We start from the raw sequence: 23,319 nt of genomic DNA on the forward strand, positions 1-23,319 counted from the left end.
CGGACGCACCGCGTCCGGGCCCTGACCCGTGCCGGGGGGGGCGTCCGCGCGGCGGGCCCGGCCGGGAGCGCCGTCGGGCACGCCCTACGCTGGATCCCGACTGTTCTCGAAGCTCGAAGAGGCGACTGAGTATGAGCGCGTACGGATCCTTCCCCGGCTCCCGGCCCCGCCGGCTGCGGACCACCCCGGCGATGCGGCGGATGGTCGCGGAGACCCGGCTGCACCCCTCGGACCTGATCCTCCCCGCGTTCGTGCGCGAGGGCATCAGCGAGCCGCTGGCCATCTCCGCGATGCCGGGCGTGGTCCAGCACACCCGGGACACGTTGCGGAAGGCCGCAGTGGAGGCGGTGGAGGCGGGCGTCGCGGGCATCATGCTCTTCGGCGTCCCGGCCGACGAGAACAAGGACGCGCTGGGCACGGCGGGCACCGAGCCGGACGGCATCCTCCAGGTCGCGATCCGCGACGTGAAGGCGGAGGTCGGCGACGACCTCGTCATCATGTCCGACCTGTGCCTGGACGAGTACACCGACCACGGCCACTGCGGCGTCCTGGACGAGCACGGCCGCATCGACAACGACGCCACGCTGGAGCGGTACGCGGAGATGGCCCAGGTCCAGGCTGACGCGGGCGTCCACGTGGTGGGCCCCAGCGGCATGATGGACGGTCAGGTCGGCGTCGTCCGCGACGCCCTCGACGAGACCGGCCACGAGGACGTCGCGATCCTCGCCTACACCGCGAAGTACACCTCCGCCTTCTACGGCCCCTTCCGCGAGGCCGTCGGCTCCTCGCTCCAGGGCGACCGCAAGACGTACCAGCAGGACCCGGCGAACGCCCGCGAGTCCCTGCGGGAGCTGGCGCTGGACCTGGAGGAGGGTGCCGACATGGTCATGGTCAAGCCGGGCGGCCCCTACCTCGACATCCTCTACCGGGTCGCGCAGGCCGTGGACGTACCGGTGTCCGCGTACCAGATCAGCGGCGAGTTCGCGATGATCGAGGCGGCGGCCGAGAAGGGCTGGATCGAGCGCGACCGCGCCATCCTGGAGTCCCTGCTCGGCTTCAAGCGGGCGGGCGCGGACACGATCCTCACCTACTGGGCGACCGAGGTCGCCGGCTGGCTCCGCCAGGAGCGCTAGGCCGACTGGCCGTACCCCGGTGCCGGGCGCACCCTGGAGGGATAGAGGTCGACCTCTGGAGGTGAGTCACCATGTCCACGCTGGTCGGGTGGCATGTGGAGCTGGAATTCACCGAGGAGGGCAACCGCACGAGCGCGGCTGCCCTGGTCAGACTCGGGGACGGCTCCGAGATGAGGGCGCGCGGCTACGCCATGCGCCACCCCACCGACCCGGAGCAGCTGCGGGTCGGCGAGGAGATCGCGGGATCGCGAGCGCTGATGGATCTCGCGTCCCAGATGCTGCAGAAGGCGCACGCCGAGATCGACGAGGTCTCCGGCAGACATTCCTATCCGCTGACCCAGTGAGTCAGACCCGTCCAGGTTGAGGGCGAGAGCGTGAGGGTCGGGCCGTGCGGGACTTTCGAGTCCCGCACGTGCACTTCGTCTGCCGACGTGCAGGGGGCCACCTCGACGCATGCGCCGCCCTCGCTGCCGCTGTAGCTGGACTTCCGCCAGGCGATGGCGACCTCCAGGCACTGGCCGCCCTCGCTGCCGCTGTAGCTCGACTTGAACCACTTGAGATGGGTGCTCATCACTCTCCTAGCAGCTGGTCCAACAGGCCTTTCGTCTGAACGACGTTGAGGGCCTGGGATCGCAGCATTGCATACTTCTGGGAGAGGATGCTGACCTCGTTGGGGTCCCGAACGAGGATGCTGCCGCGCTGGGTCTCCGAGTACGCGAGGCGCTGGAGGTCGGGGGTTTCCAGGAGGATGAACGGTCCGTCGAGACCGGCGTGAGCGGTGATGCCCAGGGGCAGGACCTGGAGCGAGATGGTCGGGCGGTCGGCGCAGGCCCGCAGGTGGCGCAGCTGCTCGCGGTAGATCTCCTCGCCGCCGATCCGGTCGCGCAGGGCGGCTTCCCAGACGACGAACCCGAGGGTGGGCGGAACCGGGCGGCCCAGTATTTCCTGGCGCTTCATGCGACGGGCGGTCTGGAACTCGATCTTCTCCTCTCCCATGTACGGGACGCGGCAGCGGAACACGGCGCGGGCGTAGGCCTCGGTCTGGAGCAGGCCCGGGACGATCAGCGTGTCGTACCAGGACAGGGAGAAGGCCTCGGCCTCGCGCTCGAAGTACTCCTCCGCCCACGGCGGGATCGAGTCCACCTCGGGCATCTTGTTCGCGGCGACCGCCAGGAGCCCGGGCAGCCCCAGGATCCGGTCCATCCGCTCGGCGACGTCGGGCATCAGTACGCGTCTGCCCTGCTCGATGGAGGCGAGCGTCTCGATGTCCATCACGACCTGCTCGGCGAGCTCGCGCTGGGTCAGTCCTTTGGCGACGCGGGCGGCGGCAACCAGTGCGCCGACCATCTTCATCGCCGTCGCATTGGGCCGGGGCCTTTTCCTGGGTGGCATGAACGTGAACTCCCCACCTGGGCATGAGAGATAGCCGTACCAACCCGTACTCGGCAATCAGTACGGGTTGGACGTCTCACTCACGCTAGTCACGGACGGCGACGATCGTCAGGTGAATCTGAATATTCAACCCGCCCTGATGCGGGACCGCCTCTACCCGCGCAGTCGCCAAACCATCGGCTCTGCCAGGGAGTTCACCGGTGTCACCCTTGACGCGTGGGGTGTGACATCGCGCCGGTACGACCTGTTGCTCTGCGTGAGCGAGCTCGCCACCAACGCCCTGCTGCACGGCGTACCGCCCGGCCGGGGCTACCGGCTGCGGCTGCTCCGGTTCGAGGGCGTCGTGCGGGTCGAGGTCCACGACAGCGGCGCCGGGCGGCCCCGGATCGCCGAGCGGGACCCGTCGGCCGAGCGGGGGCGGGGGCTGCTGCTCGTCGCCGCGCTCGCGGACCGGTGGGGGGTCGGGGTGCGGACGCCCGGAAAGGTGGTGTGGGCCGAGTTCGACGGCTGACGCCGGGGCTCAGCCGAGCCGGGCCTCCAGGCGGGCCATGGCGTCGGCCAACTCGGCCGCCGCGCCCAGCGGGACGATCGCCGCCCGGCCCGGGACGCGGACCCCGCCCGTCAGGGCCACGCGGGTGCCGCCGCCCGGCTCCGGCGCGGCGGCCATGCCGATGATCAGGAACCGGCTCTGCAACCAGCACCAGCCGGGCCGCAGCACGCCCCGGAAGTGGGCCCGCAGCCCCCACCGGCTGCGGGCCAGCGCCTCCACCCGGTCGCCGGTCACCCGCAGCACGCGGACCCGGCGCATGTCCGGCTGGAAGCGGCCGAACTCGCCCTCCAGGTCGGACATGACCGCCCACACCCGCTCGACCGGCGCGGGCAGGACCCGTTCGACGACCCGGGCCCCCCGGATGCCGGCCGCCATGATCCGCAGCCGGGCCACCGTGTCGATCGCGGCCGCGCCACTCGCGTACGCCGTCATGAGAACCACGCCTTCCGAAAGCTCGAACGGGCCCGGTGCAGCCGGGATTTGGCGGTGCCCGCCGGGACGCCGAGGAGGGCCGCCGCGGACTCCTCGTCCAGGCCCTCCACGTCCCGCAGGACCAGGACGGCCCGGTGGCCGGGAGAGAGCCGGGCCAGCACGTCGTCGATGTCGGCGGCCAGCTGCGGATCCCCGCGCTCCGGTACGTCGGCCAGCTCGGCCGGGACGGCGCGCGCCGCGCGTTGGGCGACCCGTACCGCCTCGCGCACCGCGATGGCCCGCACCCAGCCGTACAGGGTCTCCGGCTCGCGCAGGCCCCGTAGCGCCTTGAACACGGCGACCAGCGCCTCCTGCGTGGCGTCCGGGCCGTCGGCCCGCGCGATCGGGGTGCAGATCCGGGCGACGTACGGGGTGAGGTGGTCGAGCAGGTCGTCCATCGCGAGGGTGTTCCCGGCACGGGCCGCCCGGGCGAGGGCGATGCCGCGGTCCCGGTCGGCCGGGCTCACCGGGCGCGGGCCAGCCGGGCCGCCGCCCAGCCCAGGCCGAGGCAGGCGGGCGTGTACAAGGCGAGGTTGAGGAAGCGGAACGGGCCGGGCGGGGTGTCGAGGAGCCCGGCCGCCCAGCCCAGGCCCGCCAGGCCCCGTACGGCCAGCCCGCCCGCGACGGCGCCCGTGACCAGCCGGGTCGCGGCCCCGCCGCGGCCGTGGGCGTGCGCCAGGACGGCGCCGGCGGCCGTGAGGGTCAGCGCCGCCAGCGGGAGCACCACGCGCGGGGCGAAGGACACCTCCGTGCCGAGCACGGCCAGCGACAGCGCCCGCTCGCTCGCGGCGGGCCAGGTCAGGCCGGTGGCCCAGTACAGGTGCGCGAGCCCGTCCGCGGCCAGTACCGCCGCGGCCGCGATCCCCGTACGGCGCCTCCGTGCTGTCTCGTTCATGAGCGCTCCCCCTCGGTGTGGACGGCCGACACCCAAAGGAGGAGGCGCACAGGGAGAAGGTTCCCTGTGCGCCTCGTCACACCGGCGGGGCGAGGGCCGTCAGAGGCGCTCGGGGGTCCGGATGCCCAGCAGGGACATGCCCTTGGTGAGCGTGCGGGCCGTCAGGTCGCACAGGAACAGGCGGTTCTCGCCGACGACGAGCTCCGGCTCCGGCTTGATGACCGGGCACTGGTCGTAGAACGTCGTGAACAGCGAGGACAGCTGGTAGAGGTACGCGGCCAGCTTGTGCGGGGCGTGCTCGGCGGCGGCCTCGGCGATCAGCTCGCCGAACCCGTCCAGGTGCAGGCCCAGCGCACGCTCGGCCGGGGCCAGCTCCAGCTCCGGGTGCGCGACCGGGGTGCGGTCGCCCGCCTCGGCCGCCTTGCGCAGGATCGACTTGATGCGGGCGTACGCGTACTGGAGGTACACGGACGTGTCGCCGTTGAGCGAGACCATCTGGTCCAGGTCGAACTTGTAGTCGCGCGCGGCCGAGGTGGAGAGGTCCGCGTACTTCACGGCGCCGATGCCCACGAACTGGCCGTTCTCGACGATCTCCGCCTCGGACAGGCCGACCTTCTCCGCCTTCTCGCGCACGACGGCGGTCGCCCGGTCCACGGCCTCGTCGAGGAGGTCCACCAGCCGGACCGTCTCGCCCTCACGGGTCTTGAACGGCTTGCCGTCCTTGCCGAGGACCGTGCCGAAGGCGAGCTGGACGGCCTGGACGTCCTCGTTCAGCCAGCCGGCGCGGCGGGCCGTCTCGAAGACCATCTTGAAGTGGAGCGACTGGCGCGCGTCCACGACGTAGATGAGGGTGCTTGCCTTCAGGTTGCCGACGCGGTCGCGGATCGCCGACAGGTCGGTCGCGGCGTAGCCGAAGCCGCCGTCCGACTTCTGGACGATCAGCGGGGTCGGGTTGCCGTCCGGTCCCTTGTACTCGTCGAAGAACACGCACAGCGCGCCGTTGGAGCGGACGGCGACGCCCGAGTCCTCCAGCAGCTTGCAGGTCTCCGTCAGCATGTCGTTGTAGCCGGACTCACCGACCACGTCCGCGTCCTGGATGTCCATGTCCAGCTTGTTGAAGACGGAGTAGAAGTAGATCTTCGACTCGTCCACGAACCGCTGCCACATGGCGAGGGTCTCGTCGTCACCGGCCTGGAGGTCCACCACCCGGGCCCGGGCCCGCGTCTTGAACTCCTCGTCGGAGTCGAAGAGCGCGCGCGAGGCCTTGTAGAGGCGGTTCAGGTTGGACATGGCCTCCTCGCCGGAGACCTCGATGTCCTCTTCGGCGCTCGTGGCGGCCTTGTGGTCCAGCTCGTGCGGGTGCTCGATCAGGTACTGGATGAGCATGCCGAACTGGGTGCCCCAGTCGCCGATGTGGTGGCGGCGGACCACCTTCTCGCCCGTGAACTCCAGGATCTCGACCATCGCGGCGCCGATCACGGCGGAACGCAGGTGGCCGACGTGCATCTCCTTGGCGACGTTCGGCTGCGCGTAGTCGATCACCGTGGTCCCCGCGTTCGGGGAGTACGGGACGCCGAGCCGGTCGTCACCTGCGCGCGCGGCCAGGGTCTCGATGATCGCCCGGTCGGAGACGGTGATGTTGAGGAAGCCGGGGCCCGAGACCTCGATCTCCTTGATCACATCGCCCTCGCCGCCGGTCGGGATCCCCCCGACCACGGTCGTCGCGAGCTCGCGCGGGTTGGCCTTGGCCTTCTTCGCGAGCGCCAGGATGCCGTTGGCCTGGAAGTCGGCCCGGTCGCTTCGTCGCAGCAGCGGGTCGGCGGCGCCGGCCTCCGGCAGGGCGGAGGCGAGGGCGTCCGCGACGCGCTGATTGACGGAAGAAGCGAGGGAAGGGACCGATGCCATGAGCTGCCGTTCCTGTGAGGTGGGGGTGGGTGCTGCGATTGGTTGTTCCGACAAGTGCCGAGTATCCCACGCGTGCGCCATCCGTTTCGCGGCATAAAACAACCACGGAGCGCCCTGTGACGTCTGGGAGAATGGCTGAAGCCAGCATTCGAGATAGAAGGACGTGTCGTGGCTCAGAGCAGCACCGAGACCGACTGGGTCTCCCGTTTCGCGGACGAGGTCATCGCCGAGGCGGAGCGCCGAGCACCCGGCAAACCTGTCGTCGTCGCGTCCGGACTCTCCCCCTCCGGCCCCATCCACCTGGGCAACCTGCGCGAGGTCATGACCCCGCACCTGGTCGCCGACGAGATCCGCCGCCGCGGCATCGAGGTCCGGCACGTCCTGTCCTGGGACGACTACGACCGCTACCGCAAGGTGCCGGCCGGCGTCGAGGGCGTCGACCCGTCGTGGGCGCAGCACATCGGCAAGCCGCTGACCGCGGTCCCGGCCCCGGCCGGTTCGGCGCACGGCAGCTGGGCCGAGCACTTCAAGGCCGCCATGGTCGAGGCGCTGGCCGAGCTGGGCGTCGAGTACGACCCGATCAGCCAGACCGAGCAGTACACCACCGGCGCGTACCGCGAGCAGGTGCTGTTCGCGATGAAGCACCGCGGCGACATCGACGCCGTGCTCGACCAGTACCGGACGAAGGTCAAGCCGGGCGGCAAGAAGCCGCAGCAGAAGCCGGTCGACGAGGCCGAGCTGGAGGCCGCCGAGGGCTCCGGCGCGGCCGCCGAGGACGACGGCAGCGCGGCGGGCTCCGAGTACTTCCCGTACAAGCCGTACTGCGGCGAGTGCGGCAAGGACTTCACCAAGGTCACCTCGTACAACGACGAGACGACCGAGCTGACCTACGTCTGCACCGAGGACGAGTTCACCGAGACGGTCAAGCTCAGCGAGTTCAACCGCGGCAAGCTGGTCTGGAAGGTCGACTGGCCGATGCGCTGGGCCTTCGAGGGCGTGATCTTCGAGCCGTCGGGCGTGGACCACTCCTCGCCCGGGTCGTCCTTCCAGGTCGGCGGGCAGATCGTGCACATCTTCGGCGGCGAGCAGCCGATCGGCCCGATGTACGCGTTCGTCGGCATCAGCGGCATGGCCAAGATGTCCTCCTCGAAGGGCGGGGTCCCGACTCCGGCCGACGCGCTGAAGATCATGGAGCCGCAGCTGCTGCGCTGGCTGTACGCGCGCCGCCGCCCGAACCAGTCCTTCAAGATCGCGTTCGACCAGGAGATCCAGCGGCTCTACGACGAGTGGGACAAGCTGGAGGGCAAGGTCGCCGACGGCTCCGTGCTGCCGGCCGACGCCGCGGCGCACACGCGCGCCGTGCGGACCGCCGCCGGTGAGCTGCCGCGCACCCCGCGCCCGATGCCGTACCGGACGCTCGCGTCCGTCGTCGACATCACCGCCGGGCACGACGAGCAGACCCTGCGCATCCTGTCCGACCTGGACCCGACGACGCCGCTGACCTCGCTCGACGAGGTCCGGCCGCGCCTGGACCGCGCCGAGAACTGGATCACCACCCAGGTCCCGGCGGACCAGCGCACGCTGGTGCGGGAGGACGCCGACACCGAGCTGCTGTCGTCGCTGGACGACGAGGGGCGGGAGTCGCTGCGGCTGCTGGTCGACGGGCTCGACTCGCACTGGTCGCTGGACGGGCTCACCACCCTCGTCTACGGCGTGCCGAAGGTGATGGCGGGGCTGGAGCCGGACGCGAAGCCGACGCCGGAGCTGAAGGTCGCGCAGCGGACGTTCTTCGCACTGCTGTACCGCCTGCTCGTGACCCGGGAGACCGGGCCGCGCCTGCCGACGCTGCTGCTGGCGGTGGGGGCGGACCGGGTGCGCAAGCTGCTGGCCGCCTGACCCCGTAGGCACGGCATGTGAAAGGGCCCGCACCCCGAGGGGGCGCGGGCCCTTTCGCATGCCTTGGTGTTTTCGTCAGGCGATGTGCTCGCTCTCCAGCTCGCGCTGGTAGCGCATCTTCAGGCCCGGCATGAGCTTGCGGATCATCGAGGAGCTGCGGGGGTGCTCGATCCCGTGGCGGTCGGCGAGGTGTATGTCCACCTGCTCCGGGGTCGGGAAGTCGGAGTGCTCGTCGAGGTAGGAGCGGAACACCTCGTAGGCCGCCTCGTTGAACTTGACCTGGTCGAAGCCGGAGTCGTCGTCATCGGCCGTCGCGGGTGCGTCGGCGTCGGCGTCGGCGGGCGGCTCGGGGAGCTCCTCCTGCTGCGGACCCTCCGCCTCCGGAGCCGGCTCCCCGGGGTTGTAGCCGCCCTCGTACGAGGCCTGCGGGGCGAGCGGCGCCGCGAACCAGGCGCTGTTGTGCGCGGCCGGCATGGCGGTCGGATCCACCGCGAACGCGGGGGGAAGGTGCCCGTTCGCCTGGCCGGCGCTCTGACCCGGGAACGGGCCGTTCACCGGGCCCTGGCCCTGGCCCTGGTTGTTCCCCTGGCCGGGGAACTGGCCGCTGAGCTGGCCGGCGGCCTGCGCCTGGAACTGCCCGTTCGCCTGGCCGGCGAGCGGGCCTCCGGCCTGACCCGGCACCTGGCCATCGGCCTGGCCGTTCGCCTGGCCGTTCGCCTGGCCCGCGAACTGACCGTTCGCCTGGCCGTTGATCTGCCCGGGGAACTGGCCTGCGAGCTGGCCGTTCGCCTGGCCCCGGCCCTGGGCGTCGGGCTGGCCGGGGATCAGACCGTTCGCCGCGCCCGCGAGGTGGCCGGTCGTCTGGCCGTTGATCTGCCCGGGTATCTGGCCTGCGGCCTGACCCGCGACCTGGCCCGGGCCGTTCGGCTGCCCGGTCAGCGGGCTCGGGGCCTGGTCGTTGGCCTGCCCCGCGACCTGGCCCGCGAGTTGCCTCGCGGTGGCCTGGTCCTGCCCGGCCAGGGCGGCGGCAGCGGCGGGGTCCTGGTCCCGCCCGGCCAGGACAAGGGTCTCGTCCCGCCCGGCCAGGGCAGGGGGTACCGGCTTCACCGGGGGGAGGAGGACCGGGTCTATGCCCGCCGCGGCCAGGCCTTCCGGGGCCGTCTGGGAGAGGGGGACGCCGATGCGGGCCAGCCGCAGCGGCATCAGCGCCTCGACCGGGGCCTTGCGGCGCCAGGCCCGCCCGTAGCGCGCCTGCAGGCGGGCCTGGTAGATCAGCCGGTCCTGCTCCATCCCGACGGCCTGCTCGTAGGAGCGCAGCTCCCACAGCTTCATCCGGCGCCACAGCTTGAACGTGGGGACGGGGGAGAGCAGCCACCGCGTGATGCGGACGCCCTCCATGTGCCGGTCCGCGGTGATGTCCGCGATCCGGCCCACGGCGTGCCGGGCCGCCTCCACCGTGACCACGAACAGGATCGGGATCACCGCGTGCATGCCCACGCCCAGCGGGTCCGGCCAGGCCGCCGCGCCGTTGAAGGCGATCGTCGCCGCCGTCAGCAGCCACGCCGTCTGCCGCAGCAGCGGGAACGGGATGCGGATCCAGGTCAGCAGCAGATCCAGCGCCAGCAGCACGCAGATGCCCGCGTCGATGCCGATCGGGAACACCAGCGAGAAGCTGCCGAAGCCCTTCTGCAGCGCGAGCGCGCGCACCGCGGCATACGATCCCGCGAAACCGATCCCCGCGATGACCACGGCACCGGCGACCACGACACCGATCAATATGCGGTGCGTACGAGTCAGCTGCATCGCGGCCACCCGCGATCCCCTCCCCTTAATGAGCTATGGCAGGCACAGCGTACGGCCTGTCGTCAGGAGGTCGACTGCGACGGCTGCGGGGACTCCTTCTTGGGCTCTTCCTTGCTCTCTTCCTTGGCCTCGCCCTTGTTGGCCGCCTCGACCGACGCGACCGTCTCCTTGGCCGCCGCGATGGCGTTCTCCATCAGCTTCGCCTGGTCGGGGGCGTCGGCACCCTCGTAGGACGCGCCGTTGTAGTCGACCGTCACGACGACGTTCTGGGTGCGCGCCACGATCGTCGTGTTGAAGAACTGCACGTCCTTCTTCACGCCGTACACGACCGACGTGCCCTCGTCGCCGATGCTGCCCGCCGGCTCCACCTTCACGTCGGTGGCGTCCTGCGTCGCCTTCGCCGTCTCGACCTGCTTCTTGTACTGTTCCTCGGCGCGCTTGTTGCCGCTGCCGAGCGACGCGTGCGACTCGTAGCGGATCAGCGAGACCGAGAGCCAGCGGTACTTCGAGCCCTTCAGGCCGTCCACGTCGAGGCCGTTCCAGGAGCAGCTGGCGCGGCTGGACAGGTCGTTCGACTTGGTCGCCGTACCGCTCTTGTCCTTCGCCTCCGGGACGAGCGAGTCGATGCTCTTCTCGGCTATGGCCTTGCAGGGCTCGGGCAGCGTGGCGTACGCGACCTTCTCCAGCGCGGCGGAGCCCTTCGGGTTCGGCTTGGAGGAGGACGCGGACGACCCGGACTTCTTGCCGTTGTCCGAACCCGAACCCGAGTCCTTGCCCGAATCGGAGGAGCATCCGGCGACGGTGAGGATCACCGGGACGGCTGCGCAGGCGAGAACGCGGGTGAGGCGCGAGGCTGATCGGTGCATGGTTCCTTCAGACGTTGTGGGTCTTCATCGGTCTTCGTACGGGCGTATCGAGGGCACGGGACCCGAGCAACGGTAGCCCGACGCGGCGCGAGCCTGCTGTGCGCGCCGTCACGCGGACCCCCCGTACGCCCCCGGTCACTCGCTGAACCGCTCCGCCAGGGCCTGCGCCAACTGGCGCGCCCGGTCCTGGGTTTCGGTGCTCGGCGGGACGGCGCCGGCCGGTGAGGGCTGGACGCTGTACTCGACGGTGACCAGGACATTGGAGGTGCGGAACACAATCCGCACGCTGCGCGCCTGCGCGGCGGTGGCGCCGGCCGCGCTCAGCTTGTCCTCGATGAAGGCCTCGTCGCCGAGGTCCTCCAGGACGCGGGAGCCGAGCTCGGGCGTGGGGGTGGGGGTGGCGCTGCCGGGGCTCGCGCCGGGGCTGCGGGGGCCGGTGCTCGCGCTCGCGCTGGGGCTCGCACCCGCACCCGCACCCGTACTGGCACTCGCGCTCGGGCTCGCGCTGGGGCTCGCGGTCGTTCCGGGCGTGGGGCTCGTGCCGGTGCTGGGGCTGGTGGTGGGCCCGGGGAAGGGCAGCTTCGCGTCCGTCAGCCGGCGCACGTACACCTGGCGGGCCCGGTCGTCGTCGCTGGCGGTGGCGCGGTCGTACGAGACCACGCGCTCGAATCCGACGTACAGCAGTCGCGTTTCGGCGGGCGTGGTCGCGGTCCAGCGGCAACCGACGTGCCGGTCGCCGTCGTAGGAGGTGTCCGCGGTGCCGGCGTAGAGCTTGTCGAGCGTTTCCTCGGTGAGGGAGTCCGGAGCCGGCAGCATCGCCTTGAGGCGCTTGCTTTCGGGGGCCTTGCAAGGGGAGGGCAGGCTGCGGTACTTCCCGGCGGGCGCGGGGGCGGGGTTGCCGCCGGCCTTCGCGTCGTTGACGGCTCCGCCGCCGCTGCCGCTGGTACACCCGGTGAGACCGACGGTCGCGAGCGCGGTGAGCATCGCGATGCCGGGCAGGACTCGTCGTACTGCATTGGCCGCCTTGGCTGCCTTGCGCTGCACGTCCACTGGCTCCCTTCGACCGGCCGGTCGCCCGGGCCGGTCAGGAAAATGCGTTGCCGCGGCTGGGGCGCGGCTGGACACAATGTCTATCGCACACGCTGGTGCCGGCGCCGGTCCGCTGTCTGTTTTGGGGCTATGAGCGAGGCTTTTGCGTATTGAGACTTTTCTTTGATTAACGGGGTATTGGGGCTGTTATGTCGTATGTAGAGGTGCCCGGGGCGAAGGTCCCGATCCGGATGTGGACCGACCCGAAGTCGGTCGAGCCCGGTGCGATGCAGCAGCTCCACAACGTGGCGACCCTCCCGTGGATCAAGGGCCTGGCCGTGATGCCGGACGTCCACTACGGCAAGGGCGCCACGGTCGGCTCGGTGATCGCCATGAAGGACGCGGTCTGTCCGGCGGCGGTGGGCGTGGACATCGGCTGCGGCATGTCGGCGGTCAAGACGTCCCTGACGGCGAACGACCTGCCGGGCGACCTGTCGGCGCTGCGCTCGAAGATCGAGCGGGCGATCCCGGTCGGGGCGGGCATGCACCGGGATCCGGTGGACCCGGACCGGCTGTACGGGTTTCCGGTGGACGGGTACGGGGGGCTGTGGGAGCGGTTCGACTACCTGGCGGACGAGGTGAAGTTCCGGCGAGAGCGGGCCCTGCGGCAATTGGGTAGCTTGGGCACGGGAAATCACTTCTGGGAGTTGTGTATTGATGTGTCCGGTTCGGTGTGGATCATGCTGCACTCCGGTTCCCGGAACATCGGCAACGAACTCGCCGAGCACCACATCGGCGTGGCCCGGGGGCTCTCGCACAATCAGGGTCTGGTCGACCGCGACCTGGCGGTGTTCCTGGCGGCCACCCCGGAGATGCAGGCGTACCGGAACGATCTCTTCTGGGCGCAGGAGTACGCCAAGTACAACCGTGCCGCGATGATGAGCCTGTCGAAGGAGGTCATCCGCAAGGAGTTCCGGAAGGCCAAGGTCTCCTTCGGTGAGGAGATCAGCTGCCACCACAACTACGTGGCGGAGGAGCGGTACGACGGCATGGACCTGCTGGTCACGCGGAAGGGCGCGATCCGCGCCGGCAGCGGGGACTACGGGATCATCCCGGGCTCCATGGGGACGGGCTCGTACATCGTGAAGGGCCTCGGGAACGAGAAGTCCTTCAACTCGGCCTCGCACGGCGCGGGGCGGAAGATGAGCCGGACGGCGGCGAAGAAGCGGTTCTCGGCGCGGGACCTGGCGGAGCAGACCAAGGGCGTGGAGTGCCGTAAGGACTCGGGCGTCGTGGACGAGATCCCGGGTGCGTACAAGTCGATCGAGCAGGTCATCGACCAGCAGACCGATCTGGTCGAGGTCGTGGCGAAGCTCAAGCAGGTCATCTGCATCAAGGGCTGAGGCCCGCCGGTGCAGTTGTCGGGGGAGTGGAAGGGCCCGGACCGATCTCTCGGTCCGGGCCCTTCCGCGTCGCTCCCCGTGTCCGTCTTTGTCCCCGTCCGCCCCGCCTCAGCCGGGCGGTATCGGGCCGTCCGGCACCTTGTCGGTCCAGTCGGTGTCGAAGACCAGCTCCGCCAGCCGGAAGACGACGCGCGTGCGCGAGAGTCTGCTGTAGACGCGGACGTAGTACGCGTCTTCGCCGCCGTACCGGAACACCATGCGCCGCTTGGGCGATTGCGGGATCCCGGCCACGTACCCGGACTCGGCGACGGCCCGCAGCTGCGCCTGCGCCTCCTCGCGGGTGCCGTCGAACTGCTTCACCGTCTGGAACGCGTGCATGTCGGAGTCGTGATTCTCCGCGGTGATCACCCACTGGGCCATACGGTCCCCCCTGTCAGGTCGTGTGACGTGCCGACGGTGATCCAATCAGACGACCCCGCCCTCAGGGCGCCGTGAGGCCAGGCCGCGCGGCGCGGACGGGGTGGTCGGTGTGGGCGGGGGCAACTGCCTCCGGGCGCGCGGGGTTTTCGGGTCAAGAGACTCTCCGGCGGGGGTTGACGGGGCGAGTTGGTCTAGACCAGGGTGGCGGGCATGTGGAGATCTCGTGTGCTCGTCACCGCGTTCGCTTCGTTGTCGCTCGCCCTTGGGACGGTCGGGTCCGCAGGGGCGGCTCGGGTTGGGTTGCCGCCCGTCGTGTCGCACGTGCCGACCGGCGAGAAGGTCGTCTTCATCACGATCGACGACGGGTGGGTGCATGACCCGGCCGTCGCGCGGAGCCTCGTGGAGAAGCAGATCCCGGCGTCGCTGTTCCTGCTGCCGGGGGCGACCTCGTACGACACCCCGTACTTCACCGGGCTCGTGGAGCGGGGGCGGGTGAGCGTGGAGAACCACACCGTCAACCACCCGGACCTGACCACGCTCGACGCTGCCGGGAAGGACGCCGAGGTGTGCGGCGCCGGGGAGCAGCTGGCGGCGACGTTCGGGCGGGAGCCGAAGCTGTTGCGGCCGCCGTACGGGGCGGTGAACGACGAGGTGCGGCTCGCGGCGAAGGCGTGCGGGGTGAAGGCGCTGGTCACGTGGACGTACGACTTCACGACCTGGGGCGAGACGCCGCCGACTCCGCGGCTCGTGGCGGGGGACATCGTGCTGCTGCACTTCACGCCGACCCTGGGGGCGGACCTGCAGCGGGCCCTGGACGCGGCGAAGGCCGCCGGGTTGAAGCCGGCGGCCCTCATGCCGCATCTCAAGGCCGCGGGAGTCGTGTAGCGGCTGGTCTGCGCTACAGCTCGCGGTGGACCTTCGTGTTCGAGGCCTGGGCGCGGGGGCGGACCACGAGGAGGTCGATGTTGACGTGGCTGGGGCGGGTGACGGCCCAGGTGATGGTGTCGGCCACGTCGTCGGCGGACAGGGGCTGGGCGACGCCCGCGTAGACCTTGGCGGCCTTGTCGGTGTCGCCGCGGAAGCGGGTGGTCGCGAACTCCTCGGTCTTGACCATGCCGGGGGCGATCTCGATGACGCGGACGGGCTGGCCGACGATCTCCAGGCGGAGGGTCTCGGCGAGGACGCGGGCGCCGTTCTTGGCGGCGACGTAGCCGGCGCCGCCCTCGTACGTGGAGTGGCCGGCGGTGGAGGAGAGGACGACCACCGTGCCGTCGCCGGAGGCGGTGAGGGCGGGGAGCAGGGCCTGGGTGACGTGGAGCGTGCCGATGACGTTGACCTCGTACATCGTGCGCCAGTCGGCGGGGTCGCCGGTGGCGACGGGCTCGGCTCCGATGGCGCCGCCGGCGTTGTTGACGAGCACGTCGCAGCGGTCCAGGGAGGCGGCGAAGGCGTCGACGGCGGCGCGGTCGGTGACGTCGAGGGCGTACGCGGTGGCGGCGCGGCCGGCGGCGGTCAGCTCGGCGGCGAGGGCCTCGATGCGGTCCTTGCGGCGGGCGGTGAGGACGACGTGGTAGCCGGCCTCGGCGAGCTGCCGGGCGGTGGCCGCGCCGATTCCGCTGCTCGCGCCGGTGACTACGGCGGTTCGGGTGGCGGCCGTGCTCATGTGCGGGCTCCTCGGTCGTTCGTACGGGCGATTACTCGCCAGCATAGGCGGGGGTCAGCGGCCGCGCGGGGCGTACATGATCACGGCCATGCCGGCCAGGCAGACGAGGGCGCCGGCGATGTCCCAGCGGTCTGGGCGGTAGCCGTCGGCGACGGCGCCCCAGACGAGGGATCCGGCGACGAAGACTCCGCCGTAGGCGGCGAGGACGCGGGCGAAGTCGCCTTGGGGCTGGAGGGTGGCGGCGAAGCCGTAGAGGCCGAGGGCGATGACTCCGGCGCCGATCCAGGCCCAGCCCCTGTGCTCGCGGACGCCCTGCCAGACGAGCCAGGCGCCGCCGATTTCGAGGAGGGCGGCGAGGGCGAAGAGGGCGGCGGAGCGGGCGATCAGCATGGCCGGAAGCCTACGAGGGGTGGCGCGGCGGGCGGTGCGGCGAATGGGGGAGGCTCGCCCTCGTTCGTGTGATGGTCCGACCGGCGGGCGGGTGTGCTGGCTAGCGTCCGCGCGTGGAGGTGGTGGCGGTGCGCCGTGGTGCCGTACGAAGTGTGGTGGTGGCGGGTTCGCTGGTGCTCGGTGTGGCGGGCCTGGCCGGTGGTGCGCAGGCGTCGGCCCGCGACGTCACAGGCGCGTGGGCCGGGCCCGAGGCCGACGTGTCGTATCACGGGCGGGTGAAGCTGACCCAGGGCCGGCTCCGCGTGTGGCTGGTCCCGGAGAACGACGGGCCGTCGGCGCTGCCCAACGCCACGGTGCGGGTGCGGCTGTCGGCCGACCTCGCGGACCGGCAGGCGCTGTCGGAGGGCTGCGCGCGGATCGGGACGCGCGAGGTGGTGTGCGAGACGGGGGCGCTGCCGGAGCACGGGCGGGGCCGGCACATCACGCTGGCGCTGGAGCTGCGCGAGCGCCCGCCGGAGGTGTCGGTGCGGTTCGACACCTGGTGGAACGGCGGCGCCTCCGACCGCAACCGCTCGAACAACGAGCTCGCGGTGCTGGCCCTGGACACGGGCGACTCCTACGCCTTCTGAGCCGGGCGGGGGCCGCTTGGCCGGTCCGGCCGGTCTGGCCGGACGGCCGGTCCTACTGGTCCGACTGGTCCGGCCTGGGCGGCCCGTCCGCCCCGACGGGCAGCAGCCAGGTCCCCACGGCGGCGGCGAGTTCGGCGTCCGTGGCCGCGGGGGCGCTCCAGGCGAGGTATCCGTCGGGGCGTACGAGTGCGCAGGAGCTACGGCTGCTCGTACGCCAGTGCACGTGCGTGAGCGGGGTCGCGGGCGGGGTGGCCGCGCCGGGCGGGGTGATGAGGACGAAGCGGCCCGCGCGCAGCGCCTCGTACAGCCGCTGTCCGCCCGCGAGGGCGACGTCGGGGGCGCGCCGGCCGGCGGGGCGGTGGGTGCCGGGCAGGGGCGGGTAGGAGATGCCGAGGCCGGAGATGGTGCCGAGGGCGCGGTCCTGGGCGGGTCCGATCCGGCCGAGGAGGGAGGCGCCGAGGTCGCGGACGGTGCGCTGGATCGCGCCGCGGGCCATGACGACGCGGACGAGGGCGCCGCTGACGCGCAGGACGAGGCGGCCGACGGGGTGGCGTTCGCGGTGGTAGCTGTCGAGGAGGGCGCCCGGGTCGGGGGCCTGGCCGTGGAGGACGGCGGCGAGCTTCCAGGAGAGGTTGGCGGCGTCCTGGAGGCCGGTGTTCATGCCGAGGCCGCCTGCGGGGGAGTGGACGTGCGCGGCGTCGCCGGCGAGGAAGACGCGGCCGACGCGGTAGGTGGGTACCTGGCGTTCGTCGCTGCGCAGGCGTGAGATCCAGCGGGGGTCGTGCATGCCGTGGTCGGTGCCGAGGGCGGCGGTGGCGATGGCGCGCAGTTCTTCGAGGTCGGCGGGGTCGCCTTCGGCCTCGTGGGCGTCGCGGTGCCAGGCGATGGCGCGGTACCAGCCGTCGCCGAAGGGGACGAGGAAGGCGAAGGCGTCGGCGGTGCCGTTGACGGCGAGGAGGTCCTCGGGCGGATGGGTCAGGCGTACGTCGGCCAGGATCATGGAGCGGATGACGGCCTGGCCGGGGAAGGGCAGGCCGAGGGCCTGGCGGACGGTGGAGCGGACGCCGTCGGCGCCGACGGCGTGGCGGGCGTTGATCCGGCGGATGCCGTCGGGGGTGCGGAAGTCGACGGTGACGCGGCCGGGTTCGCGGTCTTGGTGGAGGCCGATGACCTCGCGGTCATATCGGATGACCGCCCCTGTGGACAGCGCGCGGCGCTCCAGCAGTTTCTCTGTCTCATATTGAGGGGTGATCAGCACGAACGGGTAGCGGGTCCGCAGTCGTTGGAGGGAGAGGGCGGTGCCACCGAAGGGGCTTACGCGGTCGATCTTTCGGCCGGTGGAGACGAGTTCGTCGGCGAGGCCGCGCGCGTCGAGGAGTTCGAGCGTGCGGGCGTGGACGGCGAAGGCGCGGGTGAGGTTGGCGGCGGTGCGGGCGCGTCGTTCGAGGAGGATGACGTCGAGTCCGGCGGCGGCGAGGTCCCCGGCGAGCAGGAGCCCGGTGGGGCCGGCGCCGACCACGACGACATCGGCGGTTTCGGTGATTGCGGCTGCGTCCTCGGCGGCGGTCATGCTTCGGCAGTGTGCCAGCCGGGCGCCTCCGGGTGGTGGTGCTACGCGGTGCCGACGCCGCCGAATTCGGCGACCGCGTCGTCCACGATCCGCTCCAGGCGGGCGTGGTGGGCGCCGCGCCAGTAGACGCGCTCGCAGTCGGTGCACTGGGCGAACACGTCGTACGAGCGGTGCGTGCCGTGTTCGAGGCGGTCGCCGACGCTGTCCTTGTCGGCTTCGTGGAGCGGGCCGTTGCAGGCGGTGCAGCGGGTCCACGGGGCGAGGGTGGGGGCGAACCGGCTCAGGACGTCACGCAGTTGCTCGTCGGGGTTGTCGCTGTAGACGTACGCGCCGGCGAAGATCTCGCGGCGGCGCAGCAGTCCGCGGTCGCGGGAGAGCAGTACGCGCTGCTCGGCGGCCGAGCGGGTGGCGAGCGCGGGGTCGCCGATGTCCTCGTTCTCGTACGCGGCGTCGACGCCGAGCAGGCGCAGGCGGCGGGCGAGGGTGCCGAGGTGGACGTCGAGGAGGAAGCGGAGCGGGGCGCCGGGGATCTGCTGCGGGCGGCTGACTCCGAGTACTTCCACGGACTGGCCGGCCCGGGGCACGTAGGAGACGGGCACTTCCTCGCCGTCGACGAGGAGGCGGCCGACCTCGGTGAGCGGGACTCCGGCCGATTCGACGACGTGGCCGATGCTGGACGCGCCGTCGGTGCTGGTCGCAACGCGGTCGGCGCGCCGGCTGGGCGGCGCGAAGATGCGCAGTTCAGGGGCGAGGGTGAGCTCAATGCCGGGTCCGTTCACGGGCCCAGCATGCCATTGGCCGGCGGCGCGGTGCGGCGGATTTACGCGGATGCCGGATTTACGCGAGCGCTTCGTCGTAGGTGTCGCCGTGCGCTCACCTGGCCCGTCTGGTGGCCGGAACCCGCCCTTGACGCCGCCCCGCGCCAAGGAACCCGCTCCGGCGCGTGCCGGCTCCGGCCCGCGGCGTCACGCACGCTCGCCTTGCGGTGGCGGCGACCGCGAAGGGGCGGGTCGGTTCGGGCGGCGGCTACGGCCAGACCAGGCAGTACGGCTGGTGGCCGGCTTCGTGGAGGCGGTGGGAGAAGTCCTGCCACTCGTGGAGCAGCTGGTAGACGTTGAACGCGTCGCGCGGGCCGCCGCGGTCGGGGACGGTGGACCAGATGAAGGCGGCCGCGCCGACCGACTCCTCGCCGATGCCGCGCAGCGGGTCGACGACCGTCATCGGGAGCTTGACCACGGCGTAGTCGGGGTGGAGGACGACCAGTTCCAGCGGGGGCACCTTGTGCAGGGGTATGCCCTCGATGCCGGTCAGGACCATCGCGGCCACCGTTTCCGGCTTGATCTTGGTGAACATGCCGCCCATGCCGAGCTCGTCGCCGCCCAGCTCCTCCGGCCGCATCGTCACCGGCACCCGGGCCGCCGTCGCGCCGTCGGGGGCGCCGAAGTACTTGTAGGTCACGCCCATGCCGCGGCCCCTGGGCACGCCGTCCTGGTCGTCGTCCTCGGGCGACTGGAACGGGCCCGGTACCGCGTCCGCGGCGTCCGTGGCGCGCCTGCGGTGCTTGCCGCGGCGGCGCGCATCGCGGGCGCGCTGCGGGTCGAGGCCGTCCGTACCCTCGCCCGGTCCACCACCGCGTTGCATATCTCCACCCGACTGGTATTGCCTGCCCCGGCCCCGCGGCCCCCGCCACGCAGCCTGATCATCATGGCAGTGACCTCCCCCGGGGCGGCGCGGTGAAACGCCCGTCCGCAAGTCAGTCGCGGCCTCTGAGACCATGGCTGGTGTGAGCTACCCGTATCCGTATGAAGCCCCAGTCTCGCAGAACCTGTTTACGCGTGCGTCCCTCGTGACGCCGGGCGGCGTGAACTCTCCCGTGCGCGCCTTCCGCGCCGTGGGTGGAACGCCCAGGTTCATGGTGTCTGGTACCGGTCCCTATCTGACCGATGCCGACGGCCGCGAGTACGTCGACCTGGTCTGCTCGTGGGGTCCGATGATCCTCGGACACTCCCACCCGGCCGTCACGGAGGCGGTCATGGCCGCCGTCGCCCGCGGCACCTCCTTCGGTACGCCCGGCGAGGGCGAGGTCGCGCTCGCCGAGGAGATCGTCGCGCGCATCGAGCCGGTCGAGCAGGTCCGTCTGGTGTCCTCGGGCACCGAGGCGACCATGTCCGCGATCCGGCTGGCCCGCGGCTTCACGGGCCGGGCGAAGGTCGTGAAGTTCGCCGGCTGCTACCACGGCCACGTGGACGCGCTGCTGGCCGCCGCCGGCTCGGGCCTCGCGACCTTCGCGCTGCCCGACACCCCGGGCGTGACCGGCGCGCAGGCCGGCGACACGATCGTGCTCCCCTACAACGACCTCGACGCGGTCCGGGCGGCCTTCGCCGCGCACCCCGGCGAGATCGCCTGCGTGATCACCGAGGCCGCGCCCGGCAACATGGGCGTCGTGACCCCGGCGCCGGGCTTCAACCAGGGCCTCGCGGCCGTGTGCCGGGAGAACGGCGCGCTCTACATCTCCGACGAGGTCATGACGGGCTTCCGCACCTCGCGCGCCGGCTGGTACGGCGTGGACGGGGTCAAGCCCGACCTGATGACCTTCGGCAAGGTCATGGGCGGCGGCTTCCCGGCCGCGGCGTTCGGCGGCCGCGCCGACGTCATGGGCCACCTGGCCCCGGCCGGCCCGGTCTACCAGGCGGGCACGCTCTCCGGTAACCCGATCGCCACCGCCGCGGGCCTCGCGCAGCTGCGGCTGCTCGACGAGGCCGCGTACGAGACGGTCGACGCGGTGTCGGCGCAGGTCCAGGCGCTCGTCACCGAGGCGCTGACCAAGGAGGGCGTGGCGCACCGGCTCCAGACGGCCTCCAACATGTTCTCCGTCTTCTTCACCGAGGACGAGGTCACGAACTACGACGACGCGAAGAAGCAGGAAGCATTCCGCTTCAACGGGTTCTTCCACTCGATGCTGGCGCAGGGCGTCTACCTGCCGCCCTCCGCCTTCGAGTCCTGGTTCGTGTCCACGGCCCACGACGAGCAGGCCATCGAGCGCATCGCGGCCGCGCTGCCCGCCGCCGCCCGCGCGGCGGCCGAAGCCACGCCGGAGGCGTCCGCATGAGCGAGATCACCGTCGTCCACCTGATGCGGCACGGCGAGGTGCACAATCCGGACGGCGTCCTCTACGGCCGCCGCGCCGGCTACCACCTCTCCGAGCTCGGCCGCCAGATGGCCGACCGGGTCGCGGAGCACCTGGAGAGCCGGGACATCACGCACGTGGTGGCCTCCCCGCTGGAGCGGGCCCAGGAGACGGCCGCGCCGATCGCGAAGCTGCACGGCCTGGAGCTGGCCACCGACGGCCGCCTCATCGAGGCGGGCAACGTCTTCGAGGGCAAGACCTTCGGCGTCGGCGACGGCGCGCTGCGCAAGCCGGGCAACTGGAAGCACCTGACGAACCCGTTCAAGCCGTCCTGGGGCGAGCCGTACGTCGAGCAGGTCGTGCGGATGATGAGCGCCATCGAGGCCGCGCGCGACGCGGCCCGCGGGCACGAGGCGGTCGCGGTCAGCCACCAACTGCCGATCTGGATCGTGCGCAGCTTCGCGGAGAAGCGGCGGCTGTGGCACGACCCGCGCCGCCGGCAGTGCACGCTGGCCTCGCTGACCTCGTTCACGTACCAGGGCGACGCGCTGGTGTCGGTGGGGTACAGCGAGCCGGCCCGGGACCTGGTCCCGGCGCACCTGCTGGCCGGGGCGAAGCCGGTGAAGGGCAAGTCCAAGGCGTTCGGCGCCTGACCGGCACGAGCGCTGCTGACCAGCGCCTCGGCACCCCGTCGGGGGGCGCGGAAGATCGGCAAATCGCCCATGCGAAACTTTTCACATGAGCCTTAGCCGCGCCCCCCGTCGCCGCCGCTCGACCAGCGGCCGCGCCATCCTGCTGACCGCGGTGACCCTCGCCGGCGCCCTCACCCTTGCGGCGTGCGGCGATTCGGGCAGCGGCAGCAAAAGCGCCGGTTCCGCCGGCGGCAACTACGTGACGGGCCCCAGCGGCATCTCCACCGTCTCCAAGGCGGACCGCACGGACGCGCCCAAGCTCGACGGCGAGACCGTCGACGGCAAGACCCTCGACACCACCACCCTCAAGGGCAAGGTCGTCGTCCTGAACGTCTGGGGCTCCTGGTGCCCGCCGTGCCGGGCCGAGGCGCCGAACTTCGCCAAGGTCTCCAAGGAACTCGCGGACGCCGGCAAGGACGTCGCCTTCGTGGGCATCAACACCCGCGACAACAGCAAGCAGAACGCGGCCGGCTTCGAGGAGACCTTCGGGATCACCTACCCGAGCCTCTACGACCCGGACGGCAAGCTGATGCTCCGCTTCCCCAAGGGCACGCTGAACGCGCAGTCGATCCCGTCCACGATCGTCCTCGACAAGGAGGGCAAGATCGCCGCCCGCACCCTCGTCGCGGTCAACGAGGAGCAGCTGCGCTCGATGATCGACCCGCTGCTCGCGGAGAAGTGACCTCGTGGTCACCGAACTCTCCCCGCTCCTCCTCGCGGCCGAGCAGACCGGCGTGAACACGACGGTCATGAACGGCGCGCTGCTGCTGGCCCTGCCGCTCTCGCTGCTGGCCGGGCTGGTCTCGTTCTTCTCGCCCTGCGTGCTCCCGCTGGTCCCCGGCTACCTCTCCTACGTGACCGGCGTCGGCGGAGCCGATCTCGCCGAGGCCCGGCGCGGTCGGATGCTGGGCGGCGCGAGCCTGTTCGTCCTGGGCTTCTCGGCCGTCTTCGTCTCCACCGGCGCGCTCTTCGGCTACTTCGGGGACACCCTCGCGGCGAACAAGGACGTCATCTCCCGGGTCCTGGGCGGCCTGGTCATCGTGCTCGGCCTGTTCTTCATGGGGGCGATCCCCGGCCTGACGATGCGGGAGTTCCGCTTCCACAAGAAGCCGGCGGTCGGCCTGGTCGGCGCGCCCGTGCTCGGCGTGCTCTTCGGTGTCGGCTGGACCCCCTGCATGGGCCCGACGCTCGCGGCCGTCAACACGCTCTCCCTCGACCAGGCGACCGCCGGCCGCGGCGCGCTGCTGACCGTCGTGTTCTGCCTGGGACTCGGGCTGCCCTTCATCCTCACCGCCCTCGCCTTCCGCAAGGCGCTCGGCGCGTTCGGCTGGGTGAAGCAGCACTACGCGTGGGTGATGCGCATCGGCGGCGGCATGCTGATCCTGACGGGTCTGCTGCTCGTCACAGGAATGTGGAGCAGCATCGTCGGCGAGATGCAGAGCTGGACCAACGGCTTCACGGTGGGGATCTGAGGACTACACGGAC

General features: G+C 71.6%; 26 protein-coding genes. 11 read left to right on the forward strand and 15 right to left on the reverse strand.

All coding sequences use genetic code 11. The features are described from left to right. Positions 1-131: 131 nt before the first annotated feature. Positions 132-1,133 (forward strand): porphobilinogen synthase, encoded by a 1,002-nt coding sequence (gene hemB, locus OG982_RS17085; protein WP_266948822.1) that lies wholly within the window; start codon positions 132-134, stop codon positions 1,131-1,133. 71 nt (positions 1,134-1,204) lie between these two features. Then, the gene (locus OG982_RS17090) at positions 1,205-1,477 is read left to right on the forward strand and encodes a DUF1876 domain-containing protein (protein ID WP_266785864.1); all 273 of its coding nucleotides are present in this window, start codon (positions 1,205-1,207) and stop codon (positions 1,475-1,477) included. Here OG982_RS17090 and OG982_RS17095 read toward each other — a convergent pair. Together OG982_RS17095 and OG982_RS17100 are read right to left on the reverse strand one after the other, a co-directional pair. Further along, positions 1,459-1,704: a DUF397 domain-containing protein gene (locus OG982_RS17095; protein WP_266785862.1), complete on the reverse strand. Its 246-nt coding sequence runs from the start codon at positions 1,702-1,704 to the stop codon at positions 1,459-1,461. The genes OG982_RS17090 and OG982_RS17095 overlap by 19 nt on opposite strands. Beyond that, on the reverse strand, positions 1,704-2,486 hold the full coding sequence (locus tag OG982_RS17100) for a helix-turn-helix transcriptional regulator (protein ID WP_266785860.1): 783 nt from the start codon (positions 2,484-2,486) through the stop codon (positions 1,704-1,706). The genes OG982_RS17095 and OG982_RS17100 overlap by 1 nt, the downstream gene beginning before the upstream one ends. Positions 2,487-2,664: 178 nt before the next feature. Here OG982_RS17100 and OG982_RS17105 point away from each other — a divergent pair, with 178 nt between their 5' ends. Then, on the forward strand, positions 2,665-3,036 hold the full coding sequence (locus tag OG982_RS17105) for an ATP-binding protein (RefSeq protein WP_266949933.1): 372 nt from the start codon (positions 2,665-2,667) through the stop codon (positions 3,034-3,036). 9 nt (positions 3,037-3,045) lie between these two features. Here OG982_RS17105 and OG982_RS17110 read toward each other — a convergent pair whose 3' ends face one another. The 4 genes from OG982_RS17110 to argS form a co-directional block, all read right to left on the reverse strand. Beyond that, a complete protein-coding gene (locus OG982_RS17110) occupies positions 3,046-3,507 on the reverse strand; it encodes an SRPBCC family protein (protein WP_266948823.1) in 462 nt (153 codons plus the stop codon). Further along, positions 3,504-4,013, reverse strand: a complete 510-nt coding sequence (locus OG982_RS17115) for an RNA polymerase sigma factor (protein WP_266948825.1) — start codon at positions 4,011-4,013, stop codon at positions 3,504-3,506. Before OG982_RS17115 ends, OG982_RS17110 begins: the two co-directional genes overlap by 4 nt. Beyond that, positions 4,010-4,441, reverse strand: a complete 432-nt coding sequence (locus tag OG982_RS17120) for a DUF3995 domain-containing protein (protein ID WP_266785854.1) — start codon at positions 4,439-4,441, stop codon at positions 4,010-4,012. The genes OG982_RS17115 and OG982_RS17120 overlap by 4 nt, the downstream gene beginning before the upstream one ends. Positions 4,442-4,540: 99 nt before the next feature. Continuing rightward, positions 4,541-6,346 carry an arginine--tRNA ligase gene (gene argS, locus OG982_RS17125; RefSeq protein ID WP_266785852.1) on the reverse strand — a complete coding sequence of 602 codons (1,806 nt, stop codon included), beginning with the start codon at positions 6,344-6,346 and terminating at the stop codon, positions 4,541-4,543. 168 nt (positions 6,347-6,514) lie between these two features. Here argS and lysS point away from each other — a divergent pair, with 168 nt between their 5' ends. Continuing rightward, positions 6,515-8,242 carry a lysine--tRNA ligase gene (gene lysS, locus OG982_RS17130; protein WP_266785850.1) on the forward strand — a complete coding sequence of 576 codons (1,728 nt, stop codon included), beginning with the start codon at positions 6,515-6,517 and terminating at the stop codon, positions 8,240-8,242. Positions 8,243-8,317: 75 nt separating this feature from the next. Here lysS and OG982_RS17135 read toward each other — a convergent pair whose 3' ends face one another. The 3 genes from OG982_RS17135 to OG982_RS17145 form a co-directional block, all read right to left on the reverse strand. Then, positions 8,318-10,045, reverse strand: coding sequence for a DUF2637 domain-containing protein (locus tag OG982_RS17135; RefSeq protein ID WP_266948827.1), 1,728 nt, complete (start codon positions 10,043-10,045; stop codon positions 8,318-8,320). Positions 10,046-10,107: 62 nt separating this feature from the next. Beyond that, positions 10,108-10,911: a DUF3558 domain-containing protein gene (locus tag OG982_RS17140; RefSeq protein ID WP_266785846.1), complete on the reverse strand. Its 804-nt coding sequence runs from the start codon at positions 10,909-10,911 to the stop codon at positions 10,108-10,110. 135 nt (positions 10,912-11,046) lie between these two features. After that, on the reverse strand, positions 11,047-11,955 hold the full coding sequence (locus OG982_RS17145) for a DUF3558 domain-containing protein (protein WP_266948829.1): 909 nt from the start codon (positions 11,953-11,955) through the stop codon (positions 11,047-11,049). Positions 11,956-12,149: 194 nt separating this feature from the next. On the opposite strand from OG982_RS17145, the gene OG982_RS17150 reads away from it, so the two are divergent. After that, positions 12,150-13,343, forward strand: a complete 1,194-nt coding sequence (locus tag OG982_RS17150) for an RtcB family protein (RefSeq protein ID WP_266948830.1) — start codon at positions 12,150-12,152, stop codon at positions 13,341-13,343. A 108-nt stretch (positions 13,344-13,451) separates the two neighbouring features. On the opposite strand, the gene OG982_RS17155 is transcribed toward OG982_RS17150, so the two are convergent. After that, positions 13,452-13,763 carry a hypothetical protein gene (locus tag OG982_RS17155; protein ID WP_266785840.1) on the reverse strand — a complete coding sequence of 104 codons (312 nt, stop codon included), beginning with the start codon at positions 13,761-13,763 and terminating at the stop codon, positions 13,452-13,454. A gap of 312 nt (positions 13,764-14,075) precedes the next feature. Here OG982_RS17155 and OG982_RS17160 point away from each other — a divergent pair, with 312 nt between their 5' ends. Then, positions 14,076-14,648: a polysaccharide deacetylase family protein gene (locus OG982_RS17160; protein WP_266785838.1), complete on the forward strand. Its 573-nt coding sequence runs from the start codon at positions 14,076-14,078 to the stop codon at positions 14,646-14,648. Between the two features lie 13 nt (positions 14,649-14,661). Here OG982_RS17160 and OG982_RS17165 read toward each other — a convergent pair whose 3' ends face one another. Together OG982_RS17165 and OG982_RS17170 are read right to left on the reverse strand one after the other, a co-directional pair. Continuing rightward, on the reverse strand, positions 14,662-15,426 hold the full coding sequence (locus OG982_RS17165; RefSeq protein ID WP_266785836.1) for an SDR family NAD(P)-dependent oxidoreductase: 765 nt from the start codon (positions 15,424-15,426) through the stop codon (positions 14,662-14,664). A 54-nt stretch (positions 15,427-15,480) separates the two neighbouring features. Then, entirely contained in the window at positions 15,481-15,816 is a 336-nt protein-coding gene (locus tag OG982_RS17170; protein WP_266785834.1) for a YnfA family protein, read from the reverse strand. 113 nt (positions 15,817-15,929) lie between these two features. Here OG982_RS17170 and OG982_RS17175 point away from each other — a divergent pair, with 113 nt between their 5' ends. Continuing rightward, positions 15,930-16,445: a hypothetical protein gene (locus OG982_RS17175; protein WP_266785832.1), complete on the forward strand. Its 516-nt coding sequence runs from the start codon at positions 15,930-15,932 to the stop codon at positions 16,443-16,445. A gap of 52 nt (positions 16,446-16,497) precedes the next feature. Here the strand turns inward: OG982_RS17175 and OG982_RS17180 are convergent, their stop codons facing one another. The 3 genes from OG982_RS17180 to OG982_RS17190 all read right to left on the reverse strand — a co-directional run bounded on the left by OG982_RS17180 (position 16,498) and on the right by OG982_RS17190 (position 19,479). Further along, the gene (locus OG982_RS17180; protein WP_266948832.1) at positions 16,498-18,015 is read right to left on the reverse strand and encodes an FAD-dependent monooxygenase; all 1,518 of its coding nucleotides are present in this window, start codon (positions 18,013-18,015) and stop codon (positions 16,498-16,500) included. Between the two features lie 41 nt (positions 18,016-18,056). Continuing rightward, positions 18,057-18,794 (reverse strand): Mut7-C RNAse domain-containing protein, encoded by a 738-nt coding sequence (locus OG982_RS17185; protein WP_266948834.1) that lies wholly within the window; start codon positions 18,792-18,794, stop codon positions 18,057-18,059. A 247-nt stretch (positions 18,795-19,041) separates the two neighbouring features. After that, the gene (locus OG982_RS17190) at positions 19,042-19,479 is read right to left on the reverse strand and encodes a hypothetical protein (protein ID WP_008738524.1); all 438 of its coding nucleotides are present in this window, start codon (positions 19,477-19,479) and stop codon (positions 19,042-19,044) included. A 310-nt stretch (positions 19,480-19,789) separates the two neighbouring features. Between OG982_RS17190 and hemL the strand changes: the two genes are divergently transcribed. The 4 genes from hemL to OG982_RS17210 all read left to right on the forward strand — a co-directional run bounded on the left by hemL (position 19,790) and on the right by OG982_RS17210 (position 23,306). Beyond that, entirely contained in the window at positions 19,790-21,124 is a 1,335-nt protein-coding gene (gene hemL / locus OG982_RS17195; protein WP_266948836.1) for a glutamate-1-semialdehyde 2,1-aminomutase, read from the forward strand. Then, positions 21,121-21,795: a histidine phosphatase family protein gene (locus OG982_RS17200; protein ID WP_266785824.1), complete on the forward strand. Its 675-nt coding sequence runs from the start codon at positions 21,121-21,123 to the stop codon at positions 21,793-21,795. Before hemL ends, OG982_RS17200 begins: the two co-directional genes overlap by 4 nt. A gap of 85 nt (positions 21,796-21,880) precedes the next feature. Then, entirely contained in the window at positions 21,881-22,516 is a 636-nt protein-coding gene (locus OG982_RS17205; protein ID WP_266785822.1) for a TlpA disulfide reductase family protein, read from the forward strand. A 67-nt stretch (positions 22,517-22,583) separates the two neighbouring features. Beyond that, positions 22,584-23,306 (forward strand): cytochrome c biogenesis CcdA family protein, encoded by a 723-nt coding sequence (locus tag OG982_RS17210; protein ID WP_266949935.1) that lies wholly within the window; start codon positions 22,584-22,586, stop codon positions 23,304-23,306. The last annotated feature ends 13 nt before the right edge of the window (positions 23,307-23,319 follow it).

Origin of the sequence: Streptomyces sp. NBC_01551 (assembly GCF_026339935.1) — a bacterium.
Lineage (GTDB): Bacteria > Actinomycetota > Actinomycetes > Streptomycetales > Streptomycetaceae > Streptomyces.